Here is a 21275-nt window from a genome sequence, read left to right on the forward strand (position 1 = left end):
CATGACACGCACCAAAATTCGCCGTTCGGCGACCCAGTTCGGGTCGGCGGGCGCGTTCACCCCGGATGCGCTGTCGGTGTCGGCCCGGCACCTGGAAGTCGGCAACGAGTTCGTCGCCTCCTTCGGGGTCACCGGCTATCCACAGGAGGTCTACCCCGGGTGGCTCGCGCCGCTGCTGACCTACCCCGCGCGCCTGGACGTCTCGGTCCATGTCCAGCCCGTCGACCCGGCCACCGCGGCCAGTGGCCTGCGCAAGCAACGCGCCAAACTCGAATCGTCCCGGCGGCACAACGCCCGCCACGACCGGCTCGACGACCCCGAGGTCGATGCCGCCGCCGAGGACGCCGCCGACCTCTCGCGGCGCATCGCCCGCGGCGACGGGAAACTCTTCAAGTTCGGGCTGTACCTGACGGTGCACGCCCCGGACGAGACGTCCCTCGCCGAGGAAGTCTCGTCGCTGCGGTCGCTGTGCGCGTCGCTGCTGCTGGACGCGAAACCCGCCACGTATCGGGCGTTGCAGGGCTGGGTGACGACCCTGCCGCTCGGGCTGGACCCGCTCGGCCTGAAGAGGACGTTCGACACCGCCGCGGTCAGCGCGGCGTATCCGTTCACCTCACCGGACCTGCCCCCGACTGACCCGACCACCTCCGCCCCATCCGGCGTGCTCTACGGCTACAACATCGGCAGCTCCGGGCTCGTGCACTGGGACCGGTTCGCCTGCGACAACTACAACTCCGTCGTCCTCGGGCGCTCCGGCGCGGGCAAGTCCTACTTCGTCAAACTCGAGACCCTGCGCAGCCTCTACCGCTCCCTCGGCGACGACGAGAGCGGCTGGGCCGGCGATGGGGTGCAGGCGTTCGTCGTCGATCCCGAGGACGAATACGCCCGGCTGGCCTCCCAGGTCGGCGGCACCTACGTCCACCTCGGCGCGAACGGGGTACGGCTCAACCCGTTCGACCTGCCCGTGCACACCGACGCACGCGGGCGGCGCACCGCGCCACAGGACGCGCTCCGGCGGCGCAGCCTGTTCCTGCACACCGTCCTCGCGGTGCTCTTCGGCGCGGAGATCATCGCCGCCGAGCGCGCGGTGCTCGACACCGCGATCACCGCCACCTACCACCGCGCCGGGATCACCGACGACGCCCGCACCTGGACGCGTCCCGCGCCGCTGCTGCGCGACCTGCGCGACGTACTCGTCACCGCCGGCGACCGCGGCGGCACAGTGGCCGCCGACCTCGCCGCCCGGCTGCACCCCTTCGTCGACGGCAGCTTCGCCGACCTCTTCGACGGGCCCACCACCGCCACCCCGGACGGACACCTCGTCGTGTTCTCCCTCCGGGACCTGCCCGACGAGCTGCGCGCGATCGGCACCCTGCTGGTGCTCGACGCGGTCTGGCGCCGCGTGTCGAACCCGGCCTACCGCCGTCCCCGGCTGGTCGTGGTCGACGAAGCATGGCTGCTGATGCAGCAACCCGAAGGCGCGAAGTTCCTCTTCCGCATGGCCAAAGCAGCCCGCAAACACTGGTGCGGGCTCACGGTCGCGACCCAGGACACCGCCGACGTGCTCAGCAGCGACCTCGGCAAAGCCATCGTGTCCAACGCCGCCACCCAAGTGCTGCTACGCCAAGCGCCCCAGGCCATCGACGAGATCGCCGAGACCTTCGACCTCTCCGCCGGCGAGCGGCAATTCCTGCTCTCGGCTGACCGTGGCCAGGGACTTCTCAGCTCCGGGACCCAGCGGGTGGCGTTTCAGTCACTGGCCTCCGTCACAGAGAACTTCCTGGTCACCACGGACCCCGCCGAACTGGCCCGGTTCGCCGACGAGGAGCCCGACGCCACCGACAGCGGCCTCGCCGACGCCTACATCGACCTCGGGCGAGCCGACACCACTGCCCCGGGCGCCGACGCGGAACTCGACGGTGACGGGTTCGACGACGCCGGACAGGTCGACCTCGATCCCGCGTGACCCGGCCCGAATCCGCGCTCGACGCTTCCTTGCCTCGCAACAAGTCTTCCCGGAAGGGAGTTCCTCTATGTCGCCGCGCGCCGCAGCGTCGCCGGTGTTGCAGAACTGGGTGGGTGACTACCTACGCGACCCCGGCGGCAGCACCGCCGCCCTGCTCGCCGCCGTAGGCGACTGGGCCCTGGTGTGGGGGCCGGTCGTCGTCCCGGCCCTGGCCATGACGGTGGCGGGCGGGATCGCCGCGCGCCGCTGGTGGCGCGCCCGTCGCCACCGCGCGCTGCAGGCCGATGCTCGCCAGATCACCGTGCTCGCCCCGCCCACCGTCGATCCCGCCGGCGGAGCCGCGGTCTGGTCCAACCTCGTCGGACTCCTGCGCCCCGCCTGGCGACGTCTCTGGACCGGGCAACCCCACCTAGCGATGGAGTACGTGTTCGGCGAGCACGGCGTCACCGTCCAGTTGTGGGTCCCCGGCGTCATCCCGCCCTCGCTGGTGGAACGCGCGGTCGAAGCCGCCTGGCCCGGCTCCCACACCCGCACCAACCCGGCCACATCCCCGTTCCCGGACCTGGGAGCCGGGCGGCGGCGGATCACCGTCGGCGGGCAACTGCGCCTCGCCCGCTCCGAAGCCCTCCCGATCCGCACCAGCTTCGACGCCGACCCGATCCGCGGGCTACTCGGCGCCCCGGTCGGGCTCGGCCGCGACGAACGCGCCTGCGTGCAGATCCTCGCCCGCCCCGTCACCGGCCGCCGCGTCGCCCAAGCCCGCCGCGCCGCCCGCCGCGTGCACCACGGCACCTCAGGACGCGTCGGCGGCCGGATTCTCGACGCGATCACCCCCGGCGCGAACGCCACCCGCCCAGGACGGACTCCGGACTCGCGCCGGATCAGTCAGGACCCGCAGCTGTCGCTGGAATATTCGGCGCAGAACAAGGCGATCGTGGGCAAGCAGCGCGGCTCGCAGTACGAGACCGTCGTGCGCTACGCCGTCGCCACCGATCTCCTCGCTGAGGCCGACGACGAACTGGCGCGTCAGGCCCGCGACACCGCGCGCGGGCGGGCGCACGCGCTGGCCGCCGCGTTCGCCGCCTACACCGACCACAACCACTACACCCGCACCCGCCTGCACCACCCAGCCCGCGCGCTCGCCGCACGTCGCCTCGACCGCGGCGACCTGCTCTCGGTTCCCGAGCTCGCGGCGATCGCACACCTGCCCACCGACGCCGAGATCCCCGGCGTCGAACGCGCCGGCGCCAAAGCCGTCGCCCCGCCGCCCGGAATCGCCACGCCAGGGCCGGAAGTCAAACCGCTCGGGCGGTCCGATACCGGGCACGCCCGCCCCGTCGGGCTGCGGGTCGCGGACGCGCGCCATCACTTGCACGTGCTGGGCGCCACCGGCTCCGGCAAATCCACGTTGCTGGGCAACATGATCCTCGACGACGCCGAGCACCATCGCGGCCTCGTCCTGATCGACCCGAAAGGCGATCTGGTCACCGACGTCCTCAACCGGCTCCCCCGCAGCGCCGCGGAGCGGGTGGTGCTCTTCGACGCCGACTCCCTGCACCGCCCACCCGTCCTCAACCCCCTCGAAGGCGGCGAAACCGACCGTGAAGTCGACAACCTGGTCAGCGTGTTCCGGCGGGTGTATTCGGCGTTCTGGGGGCCGCGCACCGACGACCTCATGCGCGCCGCCTGCCTGACCCTGCGCGCACAGGAAAGCGTGCCCACGCTGGCCGACCTGCCGAAGCTCTTGTCCAGCGAGGCGTTCCGCTCCCGCATCACCGCCGGGCTGACCGACCCGGTGCTGACCGGCTTCTGGGAGTGGTACGACGAACTCACCGACAGCTCCCGCTCCCAGGTGATCTCACCACTGATGAACAAACTGCGCGCGTTCCTGCTACGCCCCTTCGTGAAAGAAGCCATCGCCGGAGGACGCTCCACAGTGGACATGTCCCAGGTACTCGACGAAGGCGGGATCTGCCTGGTCCGCATCCCCAAGGGCTCACTCGGAGAGGAAACAACCCGGCTGGTCGGATCGCTGGTCGTAGCCCGCACGTGGCAGGCCACCACCGCCCGCGCCCGCGTCCCGCAACGCCTGCGCCCCGACGCCAGCCTCATCGTCGACGAGTGCCACAACTTCCTGAACTTGCCCTACCCGCTGGAGGACATGCTCGCCGAAGCCCGCGGATTCCGCGTCTCGATGACACTGGCGCACCAGCACCTCGGACAGCTGACGCGCGAGCTGAAGGAAGGCATCTCCACCAACGCCCGCTCGAAGATCTTCTTCTCCGCCAGCCCGGAAGACGCCCGCGAACTCGCCCGCCACACCGCACCCCGGCTCTCCGACCACGACCTGTCCCACCTCGGCGTCTACCACACCGCCACCCGGCTGGTCGTACGCGGCGAGGAAACCGAGCCGTTCACCATGACCACCACCCCGCTGCCCGACCCGACCCCCGGACGGGCACGGGAAATCCGCTCGATGCTGCGGGCCCGGCACCGCACGCACAGCGCAGCGACCGACGACGGCGGCACGGCAGCTCGCTCCGACGCTCCTGCCACCGCCACTACGGCAACAGCGCGCCCCGCCCCGGCCGGGCGCCGGGTTCCGCCGACCCGGCCGCCCAAGACCGACCCACGCCGCACCCGCCCCTGAGCACCACGCGACACCCGCATTGCGCCGCACCAGCACGACACCGCCGAAACCACCGAACCCGAACGCGCAGAGTTCGGCCCGCCCACAACACGTGTCCACACCCTGTTGACAAACCGAGGAGCGCGCTCGTGATCACCACGACCACCCGCCAGCACAACCTGCGCAGCCATCTACCCGGCCGCCACACCGCCCGCGCCGCCAGTTCGGTCGAACACCAGGCCATGCTCGCCTCCCGCCTCACCACCCGCGACAAGTGGCTGCTGGCCTTGCTGCACGAACACCGGGTCCTGACCACACCCCAGATCCAGGACGCCGCCTTCCCCTCGGGCCGCTCGGCCCGCCAGCGCGTGCTCGATCTCTACCTCTGGCGCGCTGTCTCGAGGTTCCAGCCGTTTCGGCAGCTCGGTTCCGCGCCGATGCACTACGTTCTCGGCCCCGCCGGGGCCGCGGTGCTCGCCGCCGAACACGGCCTGGAGGTCCGCGACCTCGGCTACCGGCACGACCGCGCCATGGCCATCGCCCACAACCAGCGCCTCGCCCACACCGTCGGCGTCAACGACGTCTTCACCTCGCTGATCGCCCGCGCCCGCCACAGTACCGGCGAGGCGATGGTGGCCTGGTGGTCGGAAGCGCGCTGCGCCCGGCATTTCGGTGACCTCGTCATTCCCGACGGCTACGGCCGCTGGCGCACCCGCCACCGCGGCGGGGGCGCGCGGGAGGTGGAGTGGTTCCTCGAGTTCGACACCGGAACCGAGTCCCTGACCAAAGTCGGCCGCAAGCTGGCCGGCTACGCGCGGCTGGCCGAGTCCACCGGGATCGCCACGCCGGTGCTGGTGTGGCTGCCCACCACCCGCCGCGAAGCCGGAGCCCGCACCGCTCTGGCCCGCGTGCACGCCGGACTCGACGACCCTCGTGCGGTGCCGGTGGCCACCGCCGCGGCCGAGCTGCTCGACCCCGCCGCCCCGCACCCGAGCCCGGCCGAGGCGGTGTGGCTGCCGCTGACCTCGGCACGCGCCGACCGCGCCGGCCCGCGGTACAGCCTCGCCGACCTCGCCGACGCCTGGCCCGGCCTGGCACCGCCAGCCGGCGGCGGCGAGGACGGTGACGGCGAGACCGATGCCGGCGAGGCCGCGGTGGCCTCGCCGTATCGGCTGCCACCACCGAGTCCGATCCCGCCGCGGGCCACCCCGAACCGGGATGTTCGCGGCGAGCGCTGACACCACGGTTCTTCACGGTCCGTGTCCAGGAGGTTTCCGTGCTTGCGCGCTCGGGCGCCGTCCGTCACCGCGAAAGGGGAGCGATCTCACCATGGGCACCAAACTCGGGGCCGGTGCCGCCGCCCTGGTCCTCGCCGTCCCGCTACTCATCGCCGCCGGGCTCGCCGGCGTCGTCACCTCGCTGTTCGGCGGTAGCGGTTCGGCGAGTTCGCTGATCTGCACGCCCGAGGGCATACCGACCGGTACGGTGCCGGGCCTGACCGACGAGCAGATGGGCAACGCCGCCACCATCGTCGCGGTCGGCAAGCAGATGGGCGTGCCCGAACCGGGTTGGGTAGTCGCGATCGCCGCCGCGCTACAGGAAGCCGGTCTGCGCAACCTGCACCACGGTGACCGGGACTCGCTCGGGTTGTTCCAGCAGCGGCCCTCGATGGGCTGGGGTACCCCGCAGCAGATCACCACACCGACCTACGCGGCAACAAAGTTCTTCGAACACCTCACCGCCACACCGAACTGGCAGACGATGAGCGTCAACGACGCCGCCCAAGCCGTGCAGGGCTCGGGATTCCCGAACGCCTACGCCCAGCACGAGGACACCGCACGCCTCATCGTCTCCGCCGTGTCCGGCGTGCACTGTCAGCCCAGCCCCGTGATGGCCGGAACCGGGGACTGCACCACCATCCACGCACCCACCGCCGCCGCGATGACCGCGATCAACTACGCCTGCGGACAACGGGGACTGCCCTACGTCTGGGGCGGGAACGGGCCCGACGGCGGCCACGCCGGTTTCGACTGCTCCGCCCTGACCAAGGCCGCCTACGGCGCGGCGGGAATCACCCTGCCCCGCACCGCCCACACCCAGTTCCACGCCGGGCCACGGGTGCCCGACGGCCAGCCGCTGCTCCCCGGCGACCTCGTCTACTACGGCCCCACATCCAAAATCCGGCACGTCGGCCTCTACCTCGGCAACGGCAAAATGATCAACGCCCCCACCTTCGGCCAGCCCGTGCAAATCGACAACTACCGGCACACCGGCGACGACTACGCAGGCGCGACCCGTCCGAGTGCTTGAAGCACGCTACCTCCGACTTTACCGCCCGAGTCACCCGCTGACCGCCGCCCGCGAGAGCCGGATAATGCCACACATCTGGGATATTTAGATTCCATCAGCCCGTGGCATTCGACGCGATGTTGCTGGCCCGGAGCCGTTCAATAGTTGTCGCTGACTTCTTTCCGCAGAGACGATGGGTTGCTGCTGCACCATCATGTGGGCGTGTCGCACTGACTCCGAGTCCTACGTGACTGTCATGCTCAGGAGACGAGGGGTGACCGAGTCTATGCCGGTCACCGAGGATCATGGAGGTGCCGTGACGACCAGCCTGAACCCGGCCGGGATGGCCCTGTGGGATGACAACCCGTCGGCTGTCGACCTGCTGGGCTTCGACACGGTGGTCGCGGCCGTTGAAGGCGCCTTGGCGGTTGAGGGCCTGGACCCGCTCACCATCGGTATCCATGCGCCTTGGGGCGGCGGGAAAACATCAGTGCTTGGGATGGTTGAAGAACGCCTCAAGGACCATCCAGGCTACGTAATCGTCCGTACGGACCCGTGGGAGTATGACGACCATGATGATGTTCGTGGCACCCTAATCGCCGAAGTCCTGCATGAGCTAGAGAAGAAGTTTAAAGCAGACGGCCAGGTCAAGGAGAAGGTAAAGGACCTGGTCGAGCGCATTAGCTGGTCACGGGTTGCGAAGGCTGTCACTAAGGGCGCCATCTCGATGACGTGGAGCCCGGGCGAGATCGTGGAGATTGTCAAAGCTTTCAAGCCCAAGGACCGTGAAACGCCAGAATCGATGTCGGGCTTTCGACCGGCGTTCGCGAAGTTCCTTGAAGAAAACCTTCCGCAGGTTAAGCGTGTGATTGTCCTCGTCGATGATCTCGACCGTTGCCTGCCCGATGCCGCGATGGCGACGCTCGAAGCCATCAAGCTGTTTCTGTCGGTGCCCAAGATGACCTTCGTCTTGGCGGCCGACCAGGAGATGGTCCGAGACGCCATCGCTGCGAGCCTCGACGCCAGCGGTCGGAGCGAGATCTTCGCGAATCGATACCTCGAAAAGATCGTCCAACTGCCGATCTCTCTGGCGCGGCTGACGGCGGACGAAACCTCAAACTACGTCGCCTTGCTCCTGGCATCAGGTTCCAGCCCTAACAAGGAGGCCTACACCAGCTTGGTGCAGCACTGCCGCGCACGCAGGCAGGCAGGTCAAACACCGCTCCTGGCAGACCTTGACCGGCTGGCTTGGCGACCGGATGAATCCCTGCTCAAGCTGGCTGATCAAATCGCCACCGGACTGTCGTCCGACAAGGCCAGCAACCCGCGGCACGTGAAGCGCTTCCTCAACGCATTCGGTGTCCGGACCCAGATCGCCAAGACGCACGGGCTGACAATCGCGCCGGCCGTGCTGGCCAAGCTCTACCTCCTCGAAGATCGGTTCCTCAACGAGTTTGAACACTTGGTGAGCCTGTCCGAGGCAGAGCGCCGGGAGCTGCTCGCGGAATGGGAGAAGTGGGGTCGCGGGGAAACCGACGACGTGCCGGGCAAGGTCAGTGAGGAGACGCGGGACTGGGCTGCGGTCGAGCCGTGGTTGGCCACGGAGCCACTCGCGCAGTACCTCACTCTTGCCGCATCGCTCACCAGCCTGGTCGCCGGCGCCAACCTGACCGACGAGCAGGCGCAGCTGGTGGCTGACCTGTCCTCGCCGACGGAGACTATCCGGACCGACGCATTGGGCCGCATCAAGGTTAAGGCGCTCGCTGAGCAGCGTGCCGTCGTCGTCGGGCTATTCGGCCGCGTACGCAAGCTCGATACCATCGTGGACCTTGTCAGCTCGCTAGTGGAGATGGCCAAGGCTCGACCAGAACTGGCGGATGAGATCGCCGATGGTATCCGGCAGAGCTGCTGGCAGAGGCTCGAAATGGCCAGCGCCCTCGAATTGGCCGAGAGCACCGTACCCGTCCTGAGTGGTCTCGCCGACCTACTCGAAACCGACGAAACCGCCGATCCCGCCGCTCGTGAGGCCGTCCGAATGGCAAGGGGCCAATAATGGGTACCTCCGGATCGTACGGCGGCAGCGGCTCCACGAACTGGCAGAACGCCCGCCAGGGATTTGACGGTCTGGGCGGCGGAGGCGACGGTTCTGGAACCGATGCGCCGCCACCGCCTTCTGGCAACCAACAGCCGGACCCAGACGCCGCAGCAGCAGCCGTCGCAGCCGCGATTGCCGCGGCACTGCTTGCCGAAGACTCACAAGCGCGACGACCCGCCAGTTCGGTTCCACTGTCGACGTTGCTGCCACGAGGTCGTGGTGGCGGCGGTAGCGGGGGCGGAGGTACAACAGGCCGGAGCGGCACGTCGGGCCGAGCGGGAGGCAGATCGCGCCGGCAGATGATGTCCGGCGCTCGTCGCGGGGGTGCCGCGCTCGGTGGTGCGTACGCGCTTCGCAATGGTGATGCCGCCGGTCTCCGCGAACTGGGGCTCGATCTGGGCGAACTATCGCAGCTGTCGCCTCGTGTTCAGCTGGCCAAGATCATCGACGCCACGATCGGAGAGGCCGGTCACCCCGACGACTATGCCCTCAAGCGGGCCACCATCGAGCATCTCAAGTCCGTGCTACTTGCCGACACACCCCCACCGCCCGAGGTCAGCATCCGCAACTTCGTCGCCGAATGGATCTTTCAGCAGAGCCTGGTTGAGCTCCAAGCCGCGCGAGCCACCCGCGGCCGCACCCAACAGCAGGTCGACAGCGCCGAACGCCAACTTCGTGATTGGCTGAAGCGGCGCGTGCAGCGCATCGCGGTGTCGACGCAGGACCGACCATCAGTGCAGAACCTGGCCGACATCACAGCCAAAATCACCGGTGAAGCGCTGCGACTGATCAAAGCGGGTACGTCATGAGCCAGTTTGAACTCCTGCCCTCCGATGCCAGCCAATTCGATCCGGGCGCACGACCCCTGCACTGGAGCCGTACGAACAGGGGGACGGGCTCAGTCAGCGGCAACCTCGACTGGACCCTCACCCGGCTGGCAACGCCGCATCCCGTCGCAGCCGACCTGCTACGCATATGCGCCGGCGCCTACCTCGCGGACCGGCTGACCAGCCGAGGCCAGGCGTTCACCCGCACGATTGAGCTAACCGTACATGTGACCGAGACGACGACCTGGACCGCCGACGCCGTCGAACAGGTCGCGGACCTCCTGTGGTGGCTGACGGCCGACGACTGGACCATCCGGGTCGTACCCACCGAGCCAAGCGAAGCTTCCGAGCTTCCTGCCCAGCCGCCGATCGATGAGGTGGCTCTACTCAGCGGCGGTCTCGACTCCCTGTGTGGCGCCGTGGATCAGCTCAACGACGGAACCAGCCGCCTCCTTCTGAGCCACGCGGACGGCACAACGGCCATTCAACACGCCCAGCGCCAGATCCGCGACTGGATTACCGAACGCGCTACCAACCCGCCAGAGTTCCTGACCATCACATTCGCGCAGACCGGCGCGAAGGCGGAATCGTCAAGTCGGAGCCGGAGTCTGCTGTTCGCCGCCCTGGCAACCGCCGCCGCGACCGCCCGTGGCGCCAGCCGTGTGGTGGTGCCCGAGAACGGCTACACCAGCATCAATCCTCCACTCACAACCGCCCGAGGCGGTGCATTGTCAACGCGCTCAACGCATCCGACCACCTTCGCTCGCATCAACCGCCTTCTAACCACGCTCGGCATCGGCGTCGCCATCGACGACCCCTACCTTGGGCTCGCCAAAGGCGAACTCGTAGCCCAAGCAGCGGCACACGTAGATCCGGCGGCGTTTGCCCAAGTCGTCGCCACCTCGCTGTCCTGCGGCAAGCTGGACGGGACGTACTACAAGGGCGGCAACCCCAACTACAGCTGCGGTCTGTGCGTTCCGTGCATCGTCCGAAGGGCCTCAATATCCGCGGCAGGCCTCGACGATCACACGCCCTACCTAGTTGACACACTGCCAGCTGCGTCCCGCCCACGGCTAATCACCAATCGCTCCGACGATATCCAGGCGATCCAGGAGGCACTCCGCCGGGGCATCTCCGAAGATGAACTACTGGCCTGCGGCCCCTGGCCGGACGACTTTGACCTCGACGCCGCCGTAGCCCTGTGTGCACGCGGCCTGCAGGAGATTGCGCGTGTCCCTCTACCCTGACCTGCCCCGCCTCGACTGCCACGCCCACATCGCTCCCGACGTCACCACCGAGCAGGTCCGGCGACTCGGCGACTGCGTAGTTTTCGCCGTCTCCCGCACCCTAGATGAGGGTTACGCTGCCCTGCGGCGGCGCAACGACGATCGCCTGATCTGGGGCTGGGGTGCCCATCCAGCGGTGCCCGAGGCGCTCGACACTTTCACTCCGGAACGGGCAGCCACACTGACAGGCAGACTGCCGCTCGTCGGCGAGATCGGTCTTGATCGCCGCGGTTCGAAAGAACGGCAGACCGAGGTATTCGCCGCCGCCCTGCAGGCGGCGCAGGGACAGCCGGTCCTGATCTCGGTCCATAGCACCGGTCGCACGGCCGCCGTGATCGACACGGTTCGCGCCCACCCTCATCCCGGTCTCGTCCTGCACTGGTTCCTTGGCACCCCCACGGAAGTGGCCGCCGCCGCCGCCGCTGGTTGCTATTTCTCGGTCAACGCGGCGATGCCTATCGATGTCCTGCGCCGCATCCCGCAGGACCGGATGCTGCCAGAGACAGACTTCCCGGCCGGTCGTCGCACCGGTGGCGGTCGAATGCCAGGCGACACCGAGCAAGTCGAGGTCAAGGTGGCTGACCTACTCAGCATGACGCCCTCGCACGTACGTCAGATCTTCTGGAAGAACTTGCGTGACATCTCAGTCGCAAGTGGAGCGTTGGAGCGCTATCCCGAGCTAGTCGCCGACATACTCCTAACTCTCTAAGGTCAACACTACGAACAGTTCGAATACCGCCGCTCCGCCAGCGAGCTAACAACTATTACATTTCCGGGGCAGATGTGCGCATTTTCCGAGCACAAATGGAACATCGCGCGATGCATTTGCTCAGGCGATGCGGAAGGATCACTGAAGGTCCGATACAGTGTTTGCGGGAGGTTGACGCTGCAGGTCATCTCGCAGCAGCGCGCGGGTGATCTGGCAGACAAGTACGCGCGCGTCGTCCCTGTCGGCGAACAGGGCTCCGCTATCAAGGAGTTCTCGCAGTGTGGCGGGGTCGTCGACGTGGTCCGGCCGATGTGAAGGTTGCGCCGCGACCGGTAGGCCGCAGTCGTCGAGAGCCACCGACCACGGCTCATGACTGTAGACAACCACCGCAGGACGGGCTAGAAGATGAAAGACCTCGGTCACCACGGACGTGTGATCGGCGCTCGGAGACAGGTAATCCTCGCGGCGGATACGTACCAGGGCGACAACTCCGTTCGAGTCACCCCTCCGCACCAGCACCACGTCGTCAACCGGGTCTACGACCGGGTAGTCGAAAGGGATGGCCGTGACAAGTTTTAGCAGATCGTCGTGCACGTCGCCGAGTTCGTAACCGCGCCACCGGGGTTCGTATGACAACAGCGGCCTGACTCCCATCCAATAGGTCACGGAGAGCGCTCCGTACACCAGGTAATCGTCGCTCTCGATTCGCCAGGATTCGCCGATAACGGCCGCGACGAACAGCACGTGCAGCAGGCACACCGCCGCATCAAGAAGGTGACGCACTATGCGCAGGAGCCGCATTCAGCCCGCCGACTTCCCGGATCCAGAAACCATGAGCGCTTCATGGCCGCGAGCGCTGCCACGCCAGTGAGGCACGTCGCCGGCCTCAAGCACATCAGTGTGCAATCCCATGATCGCCGCAGCGGTCGGCGCGAGTAGACGGGGCCAGTCCGTGCCCACTCCAGACCACAGGCCCACGCGCCGCCATCGCCCGCGATAAGCCAGTAGCATCTGGACATCGATCTGCTCGTCGAACTCGCGACCCGGTGACGGGCGGTCCGGTACTGTCAGGACAACGACCAGATCACCGTCGTGAGACTCGTCGGTCTTCGACCCTGTGGCCAGCCACGTTCCCGCCATGCGCACGACGTCACCCCCAAGGTCGACGTTCGGCTGTGTGGCGATGTCCACCTCGGTCACGAGCATGGCCCGCACGTCCGCCGGGAGACGCATCGGTGGTGCAGCGGCGCCGGACACCAGGTCGACGTGGTTGCCCTGCCGGGAATCTTCTGAGTCACCGATCGGTGCGGGCGACGTGACGCGGCCGTGATCAGCAAATCCGTCCATGGGGTAGCTCCTCAAGTTTCCAGGGAATCCGTTGTTGGACAAAACATGGACGCTCCGTAAACGGGAAATGTCAAGCCATCTCCGTATTATTTCTCGATTCATACCTCCAGGCTCGATCCCGGGCCTCCGCCACAGGCGGGTTCGGCGGCAACTGCGGACGCCACACGGCTCGCGCGCTAAGTCAACAGCGATGTCTCGTGTGGATAGTCGACGTGGTCCAGGGGAGCCACCACGCGGATCGAGGCAAAACCTGTGCCAGGCTTGACATTTCGGCACAGACGGAGCGTCCCTGGACGTGTCACAGCGCGGGTCGCGCACCACGTTGCCGAAGGGATTTATCTCGTATGGACGGAGCGGGCGCTGCCGCGCCCGGATTGGCCGCGGCACTTCCGGTGTTGCCGGAGGGCGAGGTGTGGGTGGCGATGCCGTACAAACCGGCATTCCCCGGCATCGTCCCCGTCGATGAGACACCGCTGGGTGTCATCACGGACCAGGCTCACTTCCCAGTACTTCGCGACCCGAGCAGTGAGGTCGAGATCGGGCTGCGGTGCCGACCCGCCGTCGCGCGCTGGATCGGGATCCACCTGGAGGCGTTCTACGGCACCGACCAGTACCGCGTCACCTGGCGCGGGAAATCGCTGGAGATCTACGAGGACCCGGAGGGCGAGTCACGGGATGCCCAGCCGCGCGTGGTCCGCTCTGGGGACGACGGCCGCTACGAGATTCGTGACCTGTGGTACCCCGTGGCCCCAGCAGCGGTCGCCGAGCTGGGGCAACGGCACCCTGACGCGCTTGCCGCGCTGACGGGCGACGACGCCCCGGCACCGGTGTCGCACATGCTGGCGTACCTGACCGATCATCCCGGCGCCCCCTCGACGATGGGCCGGAACATCGAGGCTGCGCTGGCGAGGCTCGCCGCCGACCTGGGGCGGTGACCGTCGATGGTGGCCGTCACGGCGCGCGACGTGCCCGAGATCCGGGCCCGGATGACCGAATGGGCCCGGGATCCCGGAGTGGACGGGGCGGGCAACTGGTTCCGGTTCTTCGTCGGTCCCCGGCCCGAGGACTCGGCGAGAGAGCCCGCGTTCCCGCCCCTGGACGATGTCGGTGCGACGATTGCGGACACGCTCGCCACCCAGCTGCCCGCCGCCGAGCTGTTCTACGTCTCCGCCGACCTGACCGACCTCGCCAGCCACGCCGCCACCACCCTGGTCGACTACCGCCTTCATCCCGAAGACCTGCCCGCCCCCGTGGGGTTCATGGTCTACGAGCATCCGCCCGTCGCGGGGACCGCCTCAGCGCGGCACGACGCGGTCTCGCTGGTCTCGTGGGGTCCTGGGCGTGGCGGCCTCTGGGTGCAGAGCTGGGGGACCGTGCCCGACCCGGAGCCCGCAGCGGTTGAGGTGGGACGCAGGCTCGCTCGCCTGCCTCGCGACTATGCCCTGTCGCGACTGCGGAAGGCCGCCGCGCTGAACCTGCCACTGCCCGCCCCGGGCAACAAGCCCGCCAGTCACGAGGCGGCGGCCGACATTGGCGCCCGGCACATCCTGGCCACGTTCCTGCGCAACGCCGAACGCGCACCGATTCCGCCGTCGTTCGTGCCGCCCCACGGCTACGAATGGTGCGGCCTCACGCCCATGCTGTTCACCGATATCACGGGCTGGCCCAGCGCGCTGGCCGAAGGAACCTCCGCCGCCGATATCGCCGCCCAGATCGCCCTGCAGCGCACCGTTCTCGCCACGTGGTTGCTGATGGGCCAGACCCTCGTGCGCTCTGAACGCACCATCGCGCCCCGCCCCGCTCGCCGACGCATCGAGCGCTACGACCCCGCCCTCAACTCAGACGTCCGCATGGTCGACCTCCGGCGCGCCCGCACCGCACCCGCCGACCGCCACAGCGACGCCTTCGGCAAAGGCACCCGCGAATACCGTCACAGCTGGATCGTTCGCGGCCACTGGCGCAACCAGTACTACCGCAGCCGAGGTGACCACCGCCCCATCTGGATCGCCGACCACCTCGCCGGCCCGGAAGACAAACCCCTCATCGGCGGTGAACGCGTCAACGTCCTGCGCCGCTGACCCCGGACACAGCCACCACCCACTGCCCAGCCCCGCGGGCGGCGAGCTGGCTGCGACCTGTCCACCCCGAGACGTCCTGCAGTCGCAGGCGGCCTGCAAGAACAAAGGAAAGGAACAACCACATGACCACAACGACAAACGTCTACACCTCAGTCAAGGACGTAGTGCCCGCTCCGGTGGCAGTCGTGGGCGACTTCTACGACGACACCGCCGACCTGTCACTTCGCGACATCGCCACCCGCATCCGCGAGGACATCATCACCGTCCAGAACGACGACCTGATCCACGCCGACGCGAACTTCACGGTCACGATCGACGAAACCAGCCCCCAAAGCCAGATTCACATCACCATCTCCGGCCTACCCCACAGTGATCACGGCACCGCCGACACACCGAGCAGGGACATCACCCGGGCTGCCTTCACCTCGGTGTTCGTGCTCGCCAGCCACTACAACCGCTTCACCAGCAGCCCCTACCAGCTGCGCTACCTCGTGGTCATCCGAGCCGTCCACGACAACGGCACCGTCTACGCCGAAGGCGTCGGCGCCATCGGACTCTGGGGCGAGCTGCCTCAGCCCGAGCCCGCGGAAACGCCTCTCCACGACGGGTAACGAGCATTCGAGGCGAGAACAGGGCCATTACGGGGTGCAGCAGCCACAGGCCGCACCCCGTAGCCGCTTTCGGCAAACAACGTCGTCGCACACGCCCCATGCCGTCTAAGTCCACATGAGACACACGTCTTGTTTGACGGATCGCTTGACAATGTGGCGGTGACGAAGCGTCCATAGACGTGTAGCCCGAACAACCGGATGCGCACCGGCGGGCAGCGCCCCGGCCGGGGCATGACCTTCCCTCTCCGTACCAACACTTTGGAGTTCGTCATGTCCCGTAGGAACCACAAGAACCGCACCGCCACCGGCACGGAAAACCGCCACCTGCACGCTGTGGCCGATGATCCCGGCCAGCAGGACACGCAGACCACGGAGGACAAGGTCCGCGCCGCACTGGCCACCACTCCCGACTCCACAACTGCCGCGCTGGCGACGGCCGCCGGAGTCGGCCGATCGACCGCAGCGAAGATCCTGGCCCGATGGGGGCGCGACGGCACCGCCATCCGCACCGCAGGAGACGGTCCGCGCAATCCCGACACTTGGACGCTCGCGCCCTCAAACCGCGACGCAGCCGCGCCCGACACCGAGGATGCGCAACTGGACACGACCGCGACGCCCAGCACCGATAGCCCGACCGAAAACACCAGTGACACCGACGACGACACGACCCAAGACCCTGTGGACGCCGAGGATGCCCTCACCGGACTCGACAACGCGACCGCTGAGGACACCGCCGCCGTGCACGAAGTCACCGCAGGTTCGGACGCCACCGCCTCCGAACCCGACGGCACCGCCACCGACACGGCCGACGAGGCCGCCACGTCTTCGAATATCGACCCCGAAACCGACGACACCACCCAGCCGCCCGAGACCGCACTGGTGGATCCGGCCGACAGCGTGGCCGAGAACGAGACCGAACCGTCTCCGGCAGAACCGCCTGCGGTCACCGACACCGACACCAGCCGTGCAGACAAGGACCGACTGCCCAAGGGCGGGCTGCGCGCGTTGGTGGAGGAATACTTGACCAATCACGCTGGCAAGAGCTTCGGGCCAGCCGAGATCGGCAAGGACCTCAGCCGCTCGGGCGGCGCGGTCAACAACGCCCTGGAGAAACTCGTCACCGATGGGTACGCGATCAAAACCTGCGAGGCACCGAAACGCTTCTCGATCAACCCGGACAAGACCGACGTCCCGAGGATGGCCAAGGACGCCGCCGAACCCGCGCTGGAATCCTGACGCCCGCCCAACTCATCCGCGCGCAGGACCGCCGCCATCGATCTGCAGGCACGGTCCTGCGCGCGGCTTCTCCTGACACCGGCCCCGCACATTCGAGTCGGACGAAACCGCCATCCCCCGTCAACCCCCTCCGCTGCCACAGTGGCGGGCAATACCGCGCGGCATCGTCGAGCAGCCGTCCGACACCAGAGCGCCCGACTCGCGCGCCGGGCCGCACCAACCCGGCGGCCCGGCGCGCGCAACCCTCCGCCCCTGGCCAGCGCCCCTCCGGCCATGACCGGGCAAGCAACAGGCTGGACCAGACAGGCGCCTTCATACGCCACACGCTTTGCCCTTGCTACCTGTGGCCTTCCATCACGGCGCAGCCACCCTCTTCCGTCAAGTCGAACACCTGATCGTAACCCTTGCCGTTCCTATTACCACTGAATGAAAGATCCAATCGACCATTAGGAGGCATCTATGGAACACGGGGAACGATGATGCAAGGTTTAACCTGTTCGGACGCAGCGGTTCCTTGATCACGTGTTGTAGCTTGACGAAGCCCGCACAGCGCGGAAATCACCTCGACGCGGAACGTGTAATTACCGCGCCGATCCAAATATTTCAGGAGGAGTTCGATGAAGCACGCCCGGAGAAGGCTTTCGTCCATGTTCGCGACAGCACTGCTCCTTCCCGCGATCGGAGTGTCGACGGCCGCCGCAGCTGAATCCAGCTCAGCAAAGCAGGAGGATACCTACTGCGCGATGGTCGTCGGCAAAGCAGGGCCCGGCGGCACACCCTCGCCAGTTCTCGCACAAGAGTGCTCCGCTTTGTCCCTGGACGACGCTGACACAAAACTGAGATCCAAGGTCAGCCAAGGCACCACGAGAGCGACAAACGCGGAACTGGCCAACATCCTCATGTACTGGTACGAGCACACCGACTTCAATAACAATAACACGGTACCGGGGCGCATAACGTCCATCTACGGTGGAGATGGCCCCTGCGACGCAGCAGGGTATCGCATCGAGCCGACCTCATGGTGGAAGGCCAACCTTTCCTCGATCATCGGGCAAAGCAACTGCAGCTTCGCCCGCCTGACCAATATCGCCCTGACCAGCACCAGCGAACAGGCGATCTGGGGAGGCACCGGCAAGTACCTGGGCCAATACCACGACAACGTCGGCATTAGCCAGCCGCACGCCTGACCCGAGCGGGCAGCCTGCCCCTGAACAGCTGGGTTCCCCCGAGGTAGACCCCACGGAACCCAGCTGTTCAGGGTCGAGCGTCCAGGTTCGCGACAAGGCCGTTGACGTCCCACAGCAGGTAACCGATGGTCGCCGGCACCGGCACCTCGGTGCCGAGAATTTCACTGTTAGCCGTCGTGGCGACGAACTCTGTCGCCAACAGCTGCCCGGTTTCCGGAGCGATCAGCAGGTAGTTCCGACTATCCGGGAAGCCGTTCCCCGGCTGGTGCGAGACGGCCGAGACGGCGACAGCCGCCCGGCCACGACGATCAGTGGTCTGCCCTTCGACCGTGAGCCCGGGCTGCTCGGCGAGCACGTCCAGGAAGGCCGCGGCGGTCGCTGGCGCGTGCAACTGAGCACCCCAGCGCAACGTCGCCTCCATCCACCACGCCGCAGGCTGCCCCTGCCCTTCTTTCCTGAACCCTGCGACCAGTGCCTGCTGGTCGGCCCCCGGGAGCTGGCTCTGCCCGACCAGCGGGCGCTCCATCGGCGGCGGCCCCTCCCCTTCCGGGCTTTGCATCTCCCGCCCGGTGCCATCAGCGGCCAGCCACGTCTGAATCCGACGCTCGTAGAGCTGACTACCCAGGTCCTGACCGTTAGTGTCGATTTTCGTGGCGAAGATCCACTGGCTACGTTCGGAAAAGAACACCTCACCAGATCCGGACGGGCCAGCTTGCCGCCGCGCTCGAGAAGCGAGATCGCGGAGCAGCGGTCCGGGATCCGAAGCCACCGCCGCGGGCGAGAACTGCAGCAGCGGCGGAGTGGATGTGGTGTGTCCAGGGCTGTTGAGAACTCGGCCGACCGCTAACGTTCCGGCGGCTACGGCAACCACGGCAGCGCCCGCGGTGAGCAGGACACGACGACGCCCCGGCGTCTTCTGGACAGCAACCCCTAGGTCAGCGCCTTGATTGTCGTCTCGCCAACTCGGCCGTTCTGAGGGAACTCGAACATCGTCGGACAACGCCTGAGCCGACAACCGGTCCATCGCCTCGGTGACACGTGCCCTCATTACACAACCTTCCCGTTGATCGGAGCCTTCGTGGCGCCGCCCGCACTGGGCGTCGCGTCCAGGCGAGCGAGCGTGTCGGTAAACCGCCGGCGCGCCCGATGCAGCCGGACCGCGAACGCCGCAGCCGAACAACCGCTGACCTGCGCCGCCTCTCGAGTGGTCAAGCCGTCCCATTGAGCCAGCACGAGCGCTTCCCGGTCCTTCTCGGCGATCTCAGACAGAGCAGCCAGGACGGTCATCCGCTCCACCACAGCAGCCCCGACATCGCCGAGCGCGGCCATGGCCGACAGCCGCGTCAGCTCAGCGGTAAGAGCATCCTGGTAGCGCCCGCGGCGGCGTTGCTCCGCCAGCACATGCCGTGTCGTCACCAGCAACCAGGGAAGTACGCCATCTTCGGGAACTTCATCGCGCTTTCGCCAGGCGACCAGGAACGCCTCGTCTACCGCTTCGTGAGCCACGTCGGATGAGGCGCGATGCAGGGCATACCTCACCACCCGGGGATGCAACTCAGCGTAGAGCCGGGTAAAGCTCTCCTTGTCGATCACCGTCCGCCTTCCTGCCCTCATCCCATCCTGCTCAGTACTGACATGGGAACAGCCGATATTTACCGTCTTCCCAGAGAATTTTCTCCACGTCGCGTCTTGCCTGGTCAGAACGACCAAACCAGCCAAGTATTCGCATTTGCGAATGCGATGCGGTCAAGTTACGGCTTACCGCGTGTCCCACAAACAGGCAAAGAGATAGTGACTGTCGTCCGGGGTGAGCATCGTCGACCTGCCTCCAGTCGCAGGCCGAACCACTACCAGACACGGCCCTCCGGTTCCCTGGCGTGGTAGAGGCCCCGGCGCGTGGAAAGGCTCACGTCGAACTGCTCGACCGAACCCCGATTGTCCAAGCCCACGGTGTGCTGCGGGGTTAGTCATCCTCCAGTTCGCTCACGTGATCGCCACCTGAAACGCCCACTCGCCGCCCTCGATCCGGTAGTTCCCGTCCGGGTCGGGGTTGATGCGCCAGGGCAGGTAGGCGTCGCGGGAGCGCAGGTGCTGGTGGACGTGGATGAGGGTGTCGCGGTCGAAGTACACCAGCGGGTGCTCGTCGGGGGCGGTGTCGTGGTTCGTGGTGCACCACACGGCTACGGCTTCGGCGATCTCGGGCCGGAACACCGGGACCCACGGCTGCCCGCGTGAGGTGTCGATCCGGGCGGGAAACCCGCTCACGGGCAGGTTGGCGGGGTCGCAGGTGACCACGGTTTCGCCAGGGCGCGGGTAGTGCCGTTCGGGGTCTCGTAGCACGGCGAGCTGGCGGGAGAACCGGTCGCGGGTGCGGGTCGGGGCGGAGAGGTACCAGCGGCCGAGCTCGCCGAGCGGGTAGCGGCCGTCCTCGCTGAGGGTGATCTCGTGGCGGTGGTGGGGGGCGTCTCCGGTGATCACCACGAGGAGGTCGTCTTCGAAGCGGGCCAGCGGGTACCAGTCCGGGTCGACCGGGTAGACCAGGTTGAGCCACTCGCACACCGCTTCGGCGACCTCGCGGCGCATCCGGGGCCGCACCCACAGGCCGTGGTGGCGGCGGGGTTCGACGACGGCGGGGAAGCTGATCTGGTGCGGCGCGGCGTGGGTGGCGGGCACGAGTTCGATCCAGTACTCGCCGGCGGCGAGGTCGAGCGCCGCGGGCGAGGCGGCGTCGAGGGTTGTGGTGGTCATGGTGAGTCTCCTTCCGGTGCTGGAGCAGTGGGTGAGGTGGGCTCGGTGCGGATCCAGCGGCGCGCGGCGGGATCCCAGGTGGCGTGGGTGTAGAGGCGGTTGAGGTCGGGCAGGCCGGGCCCGTACAGCCAGCCGAACTCGGCGCATTCGGCTTCGCCGGGCCAGTGCCCGGTCCAGATGTCCTGCGGGCATCGGCACGAGTCGCCGTGGCCGCTGCGCTGCAGGCCGGTCGCCAGACACCGGGCGACATCGCACACTCCGGTGTGC

19 protein-coding genes are annotated in these 21275 nt (G+C 67.6%); 13 read left to right on the forward strand and 6 right to left on the reverse strand.

All coding sequences use genetic code 11. From position 1 onward, the window contains the following. Position 1: 1 nt before the first annotated feature. The 8 genes from JYK18_RS04350 (at position 2) to JYK18_RS04385 (ending at position 11801) form a co-directional block, all read left to right on the forward strand. Positions 2–1966 (forward strand): VirB4 family type IV secretion system protein, encoded by a 1965-nt coding sequence (locus tag JYK18_RS04350; protein WP_206800873.1) that lies wholly within the window; start codon positions 2–4, stop codon positions 1964–1966. A gap of 67 nt (positions 1967–2033) precedes the next feature. After that, positions 2034–4616, forward strand: coding sequence for a helicase HerA domain-containing protein (locus JYK18_RS04355; protein WP_206800874.1), 2583 nt, complete (start codon positions 2034–2036; stop codon positions 4614–4616). 128 nt (positions 4617–4744) lie between these two features. Beyond that, positions 4745–5833 (forward strand): replication-relaxation family protein, encoded by a 1089-nt coding sequence (locus JYK18_RS04360; protein WP_206800875.1) that lies wholly within the window; start codon positions 4745–4747, stop codon positions 5831–5833. Between the two features lie 91 nt (positions 5834–5924). Then, positions 5925–6905 carry a C40 family peptidase gene (locus tag JYK18_RS04365; RefSeq protein WP_206800876.1) on the forward strand — a complete coding sequence of 327 codons (981 nt, stop codon included), beginning with the start codon at positions 5925–5927 and terminating at the stop codon, positions 6903–6905. A 295-nt stretch (positions 6906–7200) separates the two neighbouring features. Beyond that, positions 7201–8937 carry a P-loop NTPase fold protein gene (locus tag JYK18_RS04370; protein ID WP_206800877.1) on the forward strand — a complete coding sequence of 579 codons (1737 nt, stop codon included), beginning with the start codon at positions 7201–7203 and terminating at the stop codon, positions 8935–8937. A gap of 341 nt (positions 8938–9278) precedes the next feature. Then, a complete protein-coding gene (locus JYK18_RS04375) occupies positions 9279–9788 on the forward strand; it encodes a hypothetical protein (protein ID WP_206800878.1) in 510 nt (169 codons plus the stop codon). After that, positions 9785–11053 carry a hypothetical protein gene (locus JYK18_RS04380; RefSeq protein ID WP_206800879.1) on the forward strand — a complete coding sequence of 423 codons (1269 nt, stop codon included), beginning with the start codon at positions 9785–9787 and terminating at the stop codon, positions 11051–11053. The genes JYK18_RS04375 and JYK18_RS04380 overlap by 4 nt, the downstream gene beginning before the upstream one ends. Further along, positions 11037–11801 (forward strand): TatD family hydrolase, encoded by a 765-nt coding sequence (locus JYK18_RS04385; protein ID WP_206800880.1) that lies wholly within the window; start codon positions 11037–11039, stop codon positions 11799–11801. Before JYK18_RS04380 ends, JYK18_RS04385 begins: the two co-directional genes overlap by 17 nt. Before the next feature lie 138 nt (positions 11802–11939). Here the strand turns inward: JYK18_RS04385 and JYK18_RS04390 are convergent, their stop codons facing one another. Continuing rightward, a complete protein-coding gene (locus JYK18_RS04390) occupies positions 11940–12602 on the reverse strand; it encodes a hypothetical protein (protein ID WP_206800881.1) in 663 nt (220 codons plus the stop codon). Next, positions 12603–13148 carry a hypothetical protein gene (locus JYK18_RS04395; RefSeq protein ID WP_206800882.1) on the reverse strand — a complete coding sequence of 182 codons (546 nt, stop codon included), beginning with the start codon at positions 13146–13148 and terminating at the stop codon, positions 12603–12605. Between the two features lie 344 nt (positions 13149–13492). Between JYK18_RS04395 and JYK18_RS04400 the strand changes: the two genes are divergently transcribed. From JYK18_RS04400 to JYK18_RS04420, 5 genes are all read left to right on the forward strand, one after another. Beyond that, a complete protein-coding gene (locus tag JYK18_RS04400; RefSeq protein ID WP_206800883.1) occupies positions 13493–14083 on the forward strand; it encodes a hypothetical protein in 591 nt (196 codons plus the stop codon). A 6-nt stretch (positions 14084–14089) separates the two neighbouring features. Further along, on the forward strand, positions 14090–15226 hold the full coding sequence (locus tag JYK18_RS04405) for a hypothetical protein (protein ID WP_242578943.1): 1137 nt from the start codon (positions 14090–14092) through the stop codon (positions 15224–15226). A gap of 185 nt (positions 15227–15411) precedes the next feature. Next, positions 15412–15837 (forward strand): hypothetical protein, encoded by a 426-nt coding sequence (locus JYK18_RS04410; protein WP_206800884.1) that lies wholly within the window; start codon positions 15412–15414, stop codon positions 15835–15837. Between the two features lie 270 nt (positions 15838–16107). Beyond that, a complete protein-coding gene (locus tag JYK18_RS04415; RefSeq protein WP_206800885.1) occupies positions 16108–17073 on the forward strand; it encodes a hypothetical protein in 966 nt (321 codons plus the stop codon). 617 nt (positions 17074–17690) lie between these two features. Next, positions 17691–18260, forward strand: a complete 570-nt coding sequence (locus tag JYK18_RS04420; protein WP_206800886.1) for a hypothetical protein — start codon at positions 17691–17693, stop codon at positions 18258–18260. A gap of 67 nt (positions 18261–18327) precedes the next feature. On the opposite strand, the gene JYK18_RS04425 is transcribed toward JYK18_RS04420, so the two are convergent. The 4 genes from JYK18_RS04425 to JYK18_RS04440 form a co-directional block, all read right to left on the reverse strand. Continuing rightward, entirely contained in the window at positions 18328–19308 is a 981-nt protein-coding gene (locus JYK18_RS04425; protein WP_206800887.1) for a hypothetical protein, read from the reverse strand. Further along, entirely contained in the window at positions 19308–19853 is a 546-nt protein-coding gene (locus JYK18_RS04430) for an RNA polymerase sigma factor (protein ID WP_206800888.1), read from the reverse strand. The genes JYK18_RS04425 and JYK18_RS04430 overlap by 1 nt, the downstream gene beginning before the upstream one ends. Positions 19854–20243: 390 nt before the next feature. Beyond that, positions 20244–21008 carry a hypothetical protein gene (locus JYK18_RS04435; protein ID WP_206800889.1) on the reverse strand — a complete coding sequence of 255 codons (765 nt, stop codon included), beginning with the start codon at positions 21006–21008 and terminating at the stop codon, positions 20244–20246. Beyond that, the gene (locus JYK18_RS04440) at positions 21005–21265 is read right to left on the reverse strand and encodes a hypothetical protein (protein WP_242578944.1); all 261 of its coding nucleotides are present in this window, start codon (positions 21263–21265) and stop codon (positions 21005–21007) included. The genes JYK18_RS04435 and JYK18_RS04440 overlap by 4 nt, the downstream gene beginning before the upstream one ends. Between the last annotated feature and the right edge of the window lie 10 nt (positions 21266–21275).

The organism is Amycolatopsis sp. 195334CR, assembly GCF_017309385.1.
GTDB lineage: Bacteria > Actinomycetota > Actinomycetes > Mycobacteriales > Pseudonocardiaceae > Amycolatopsis.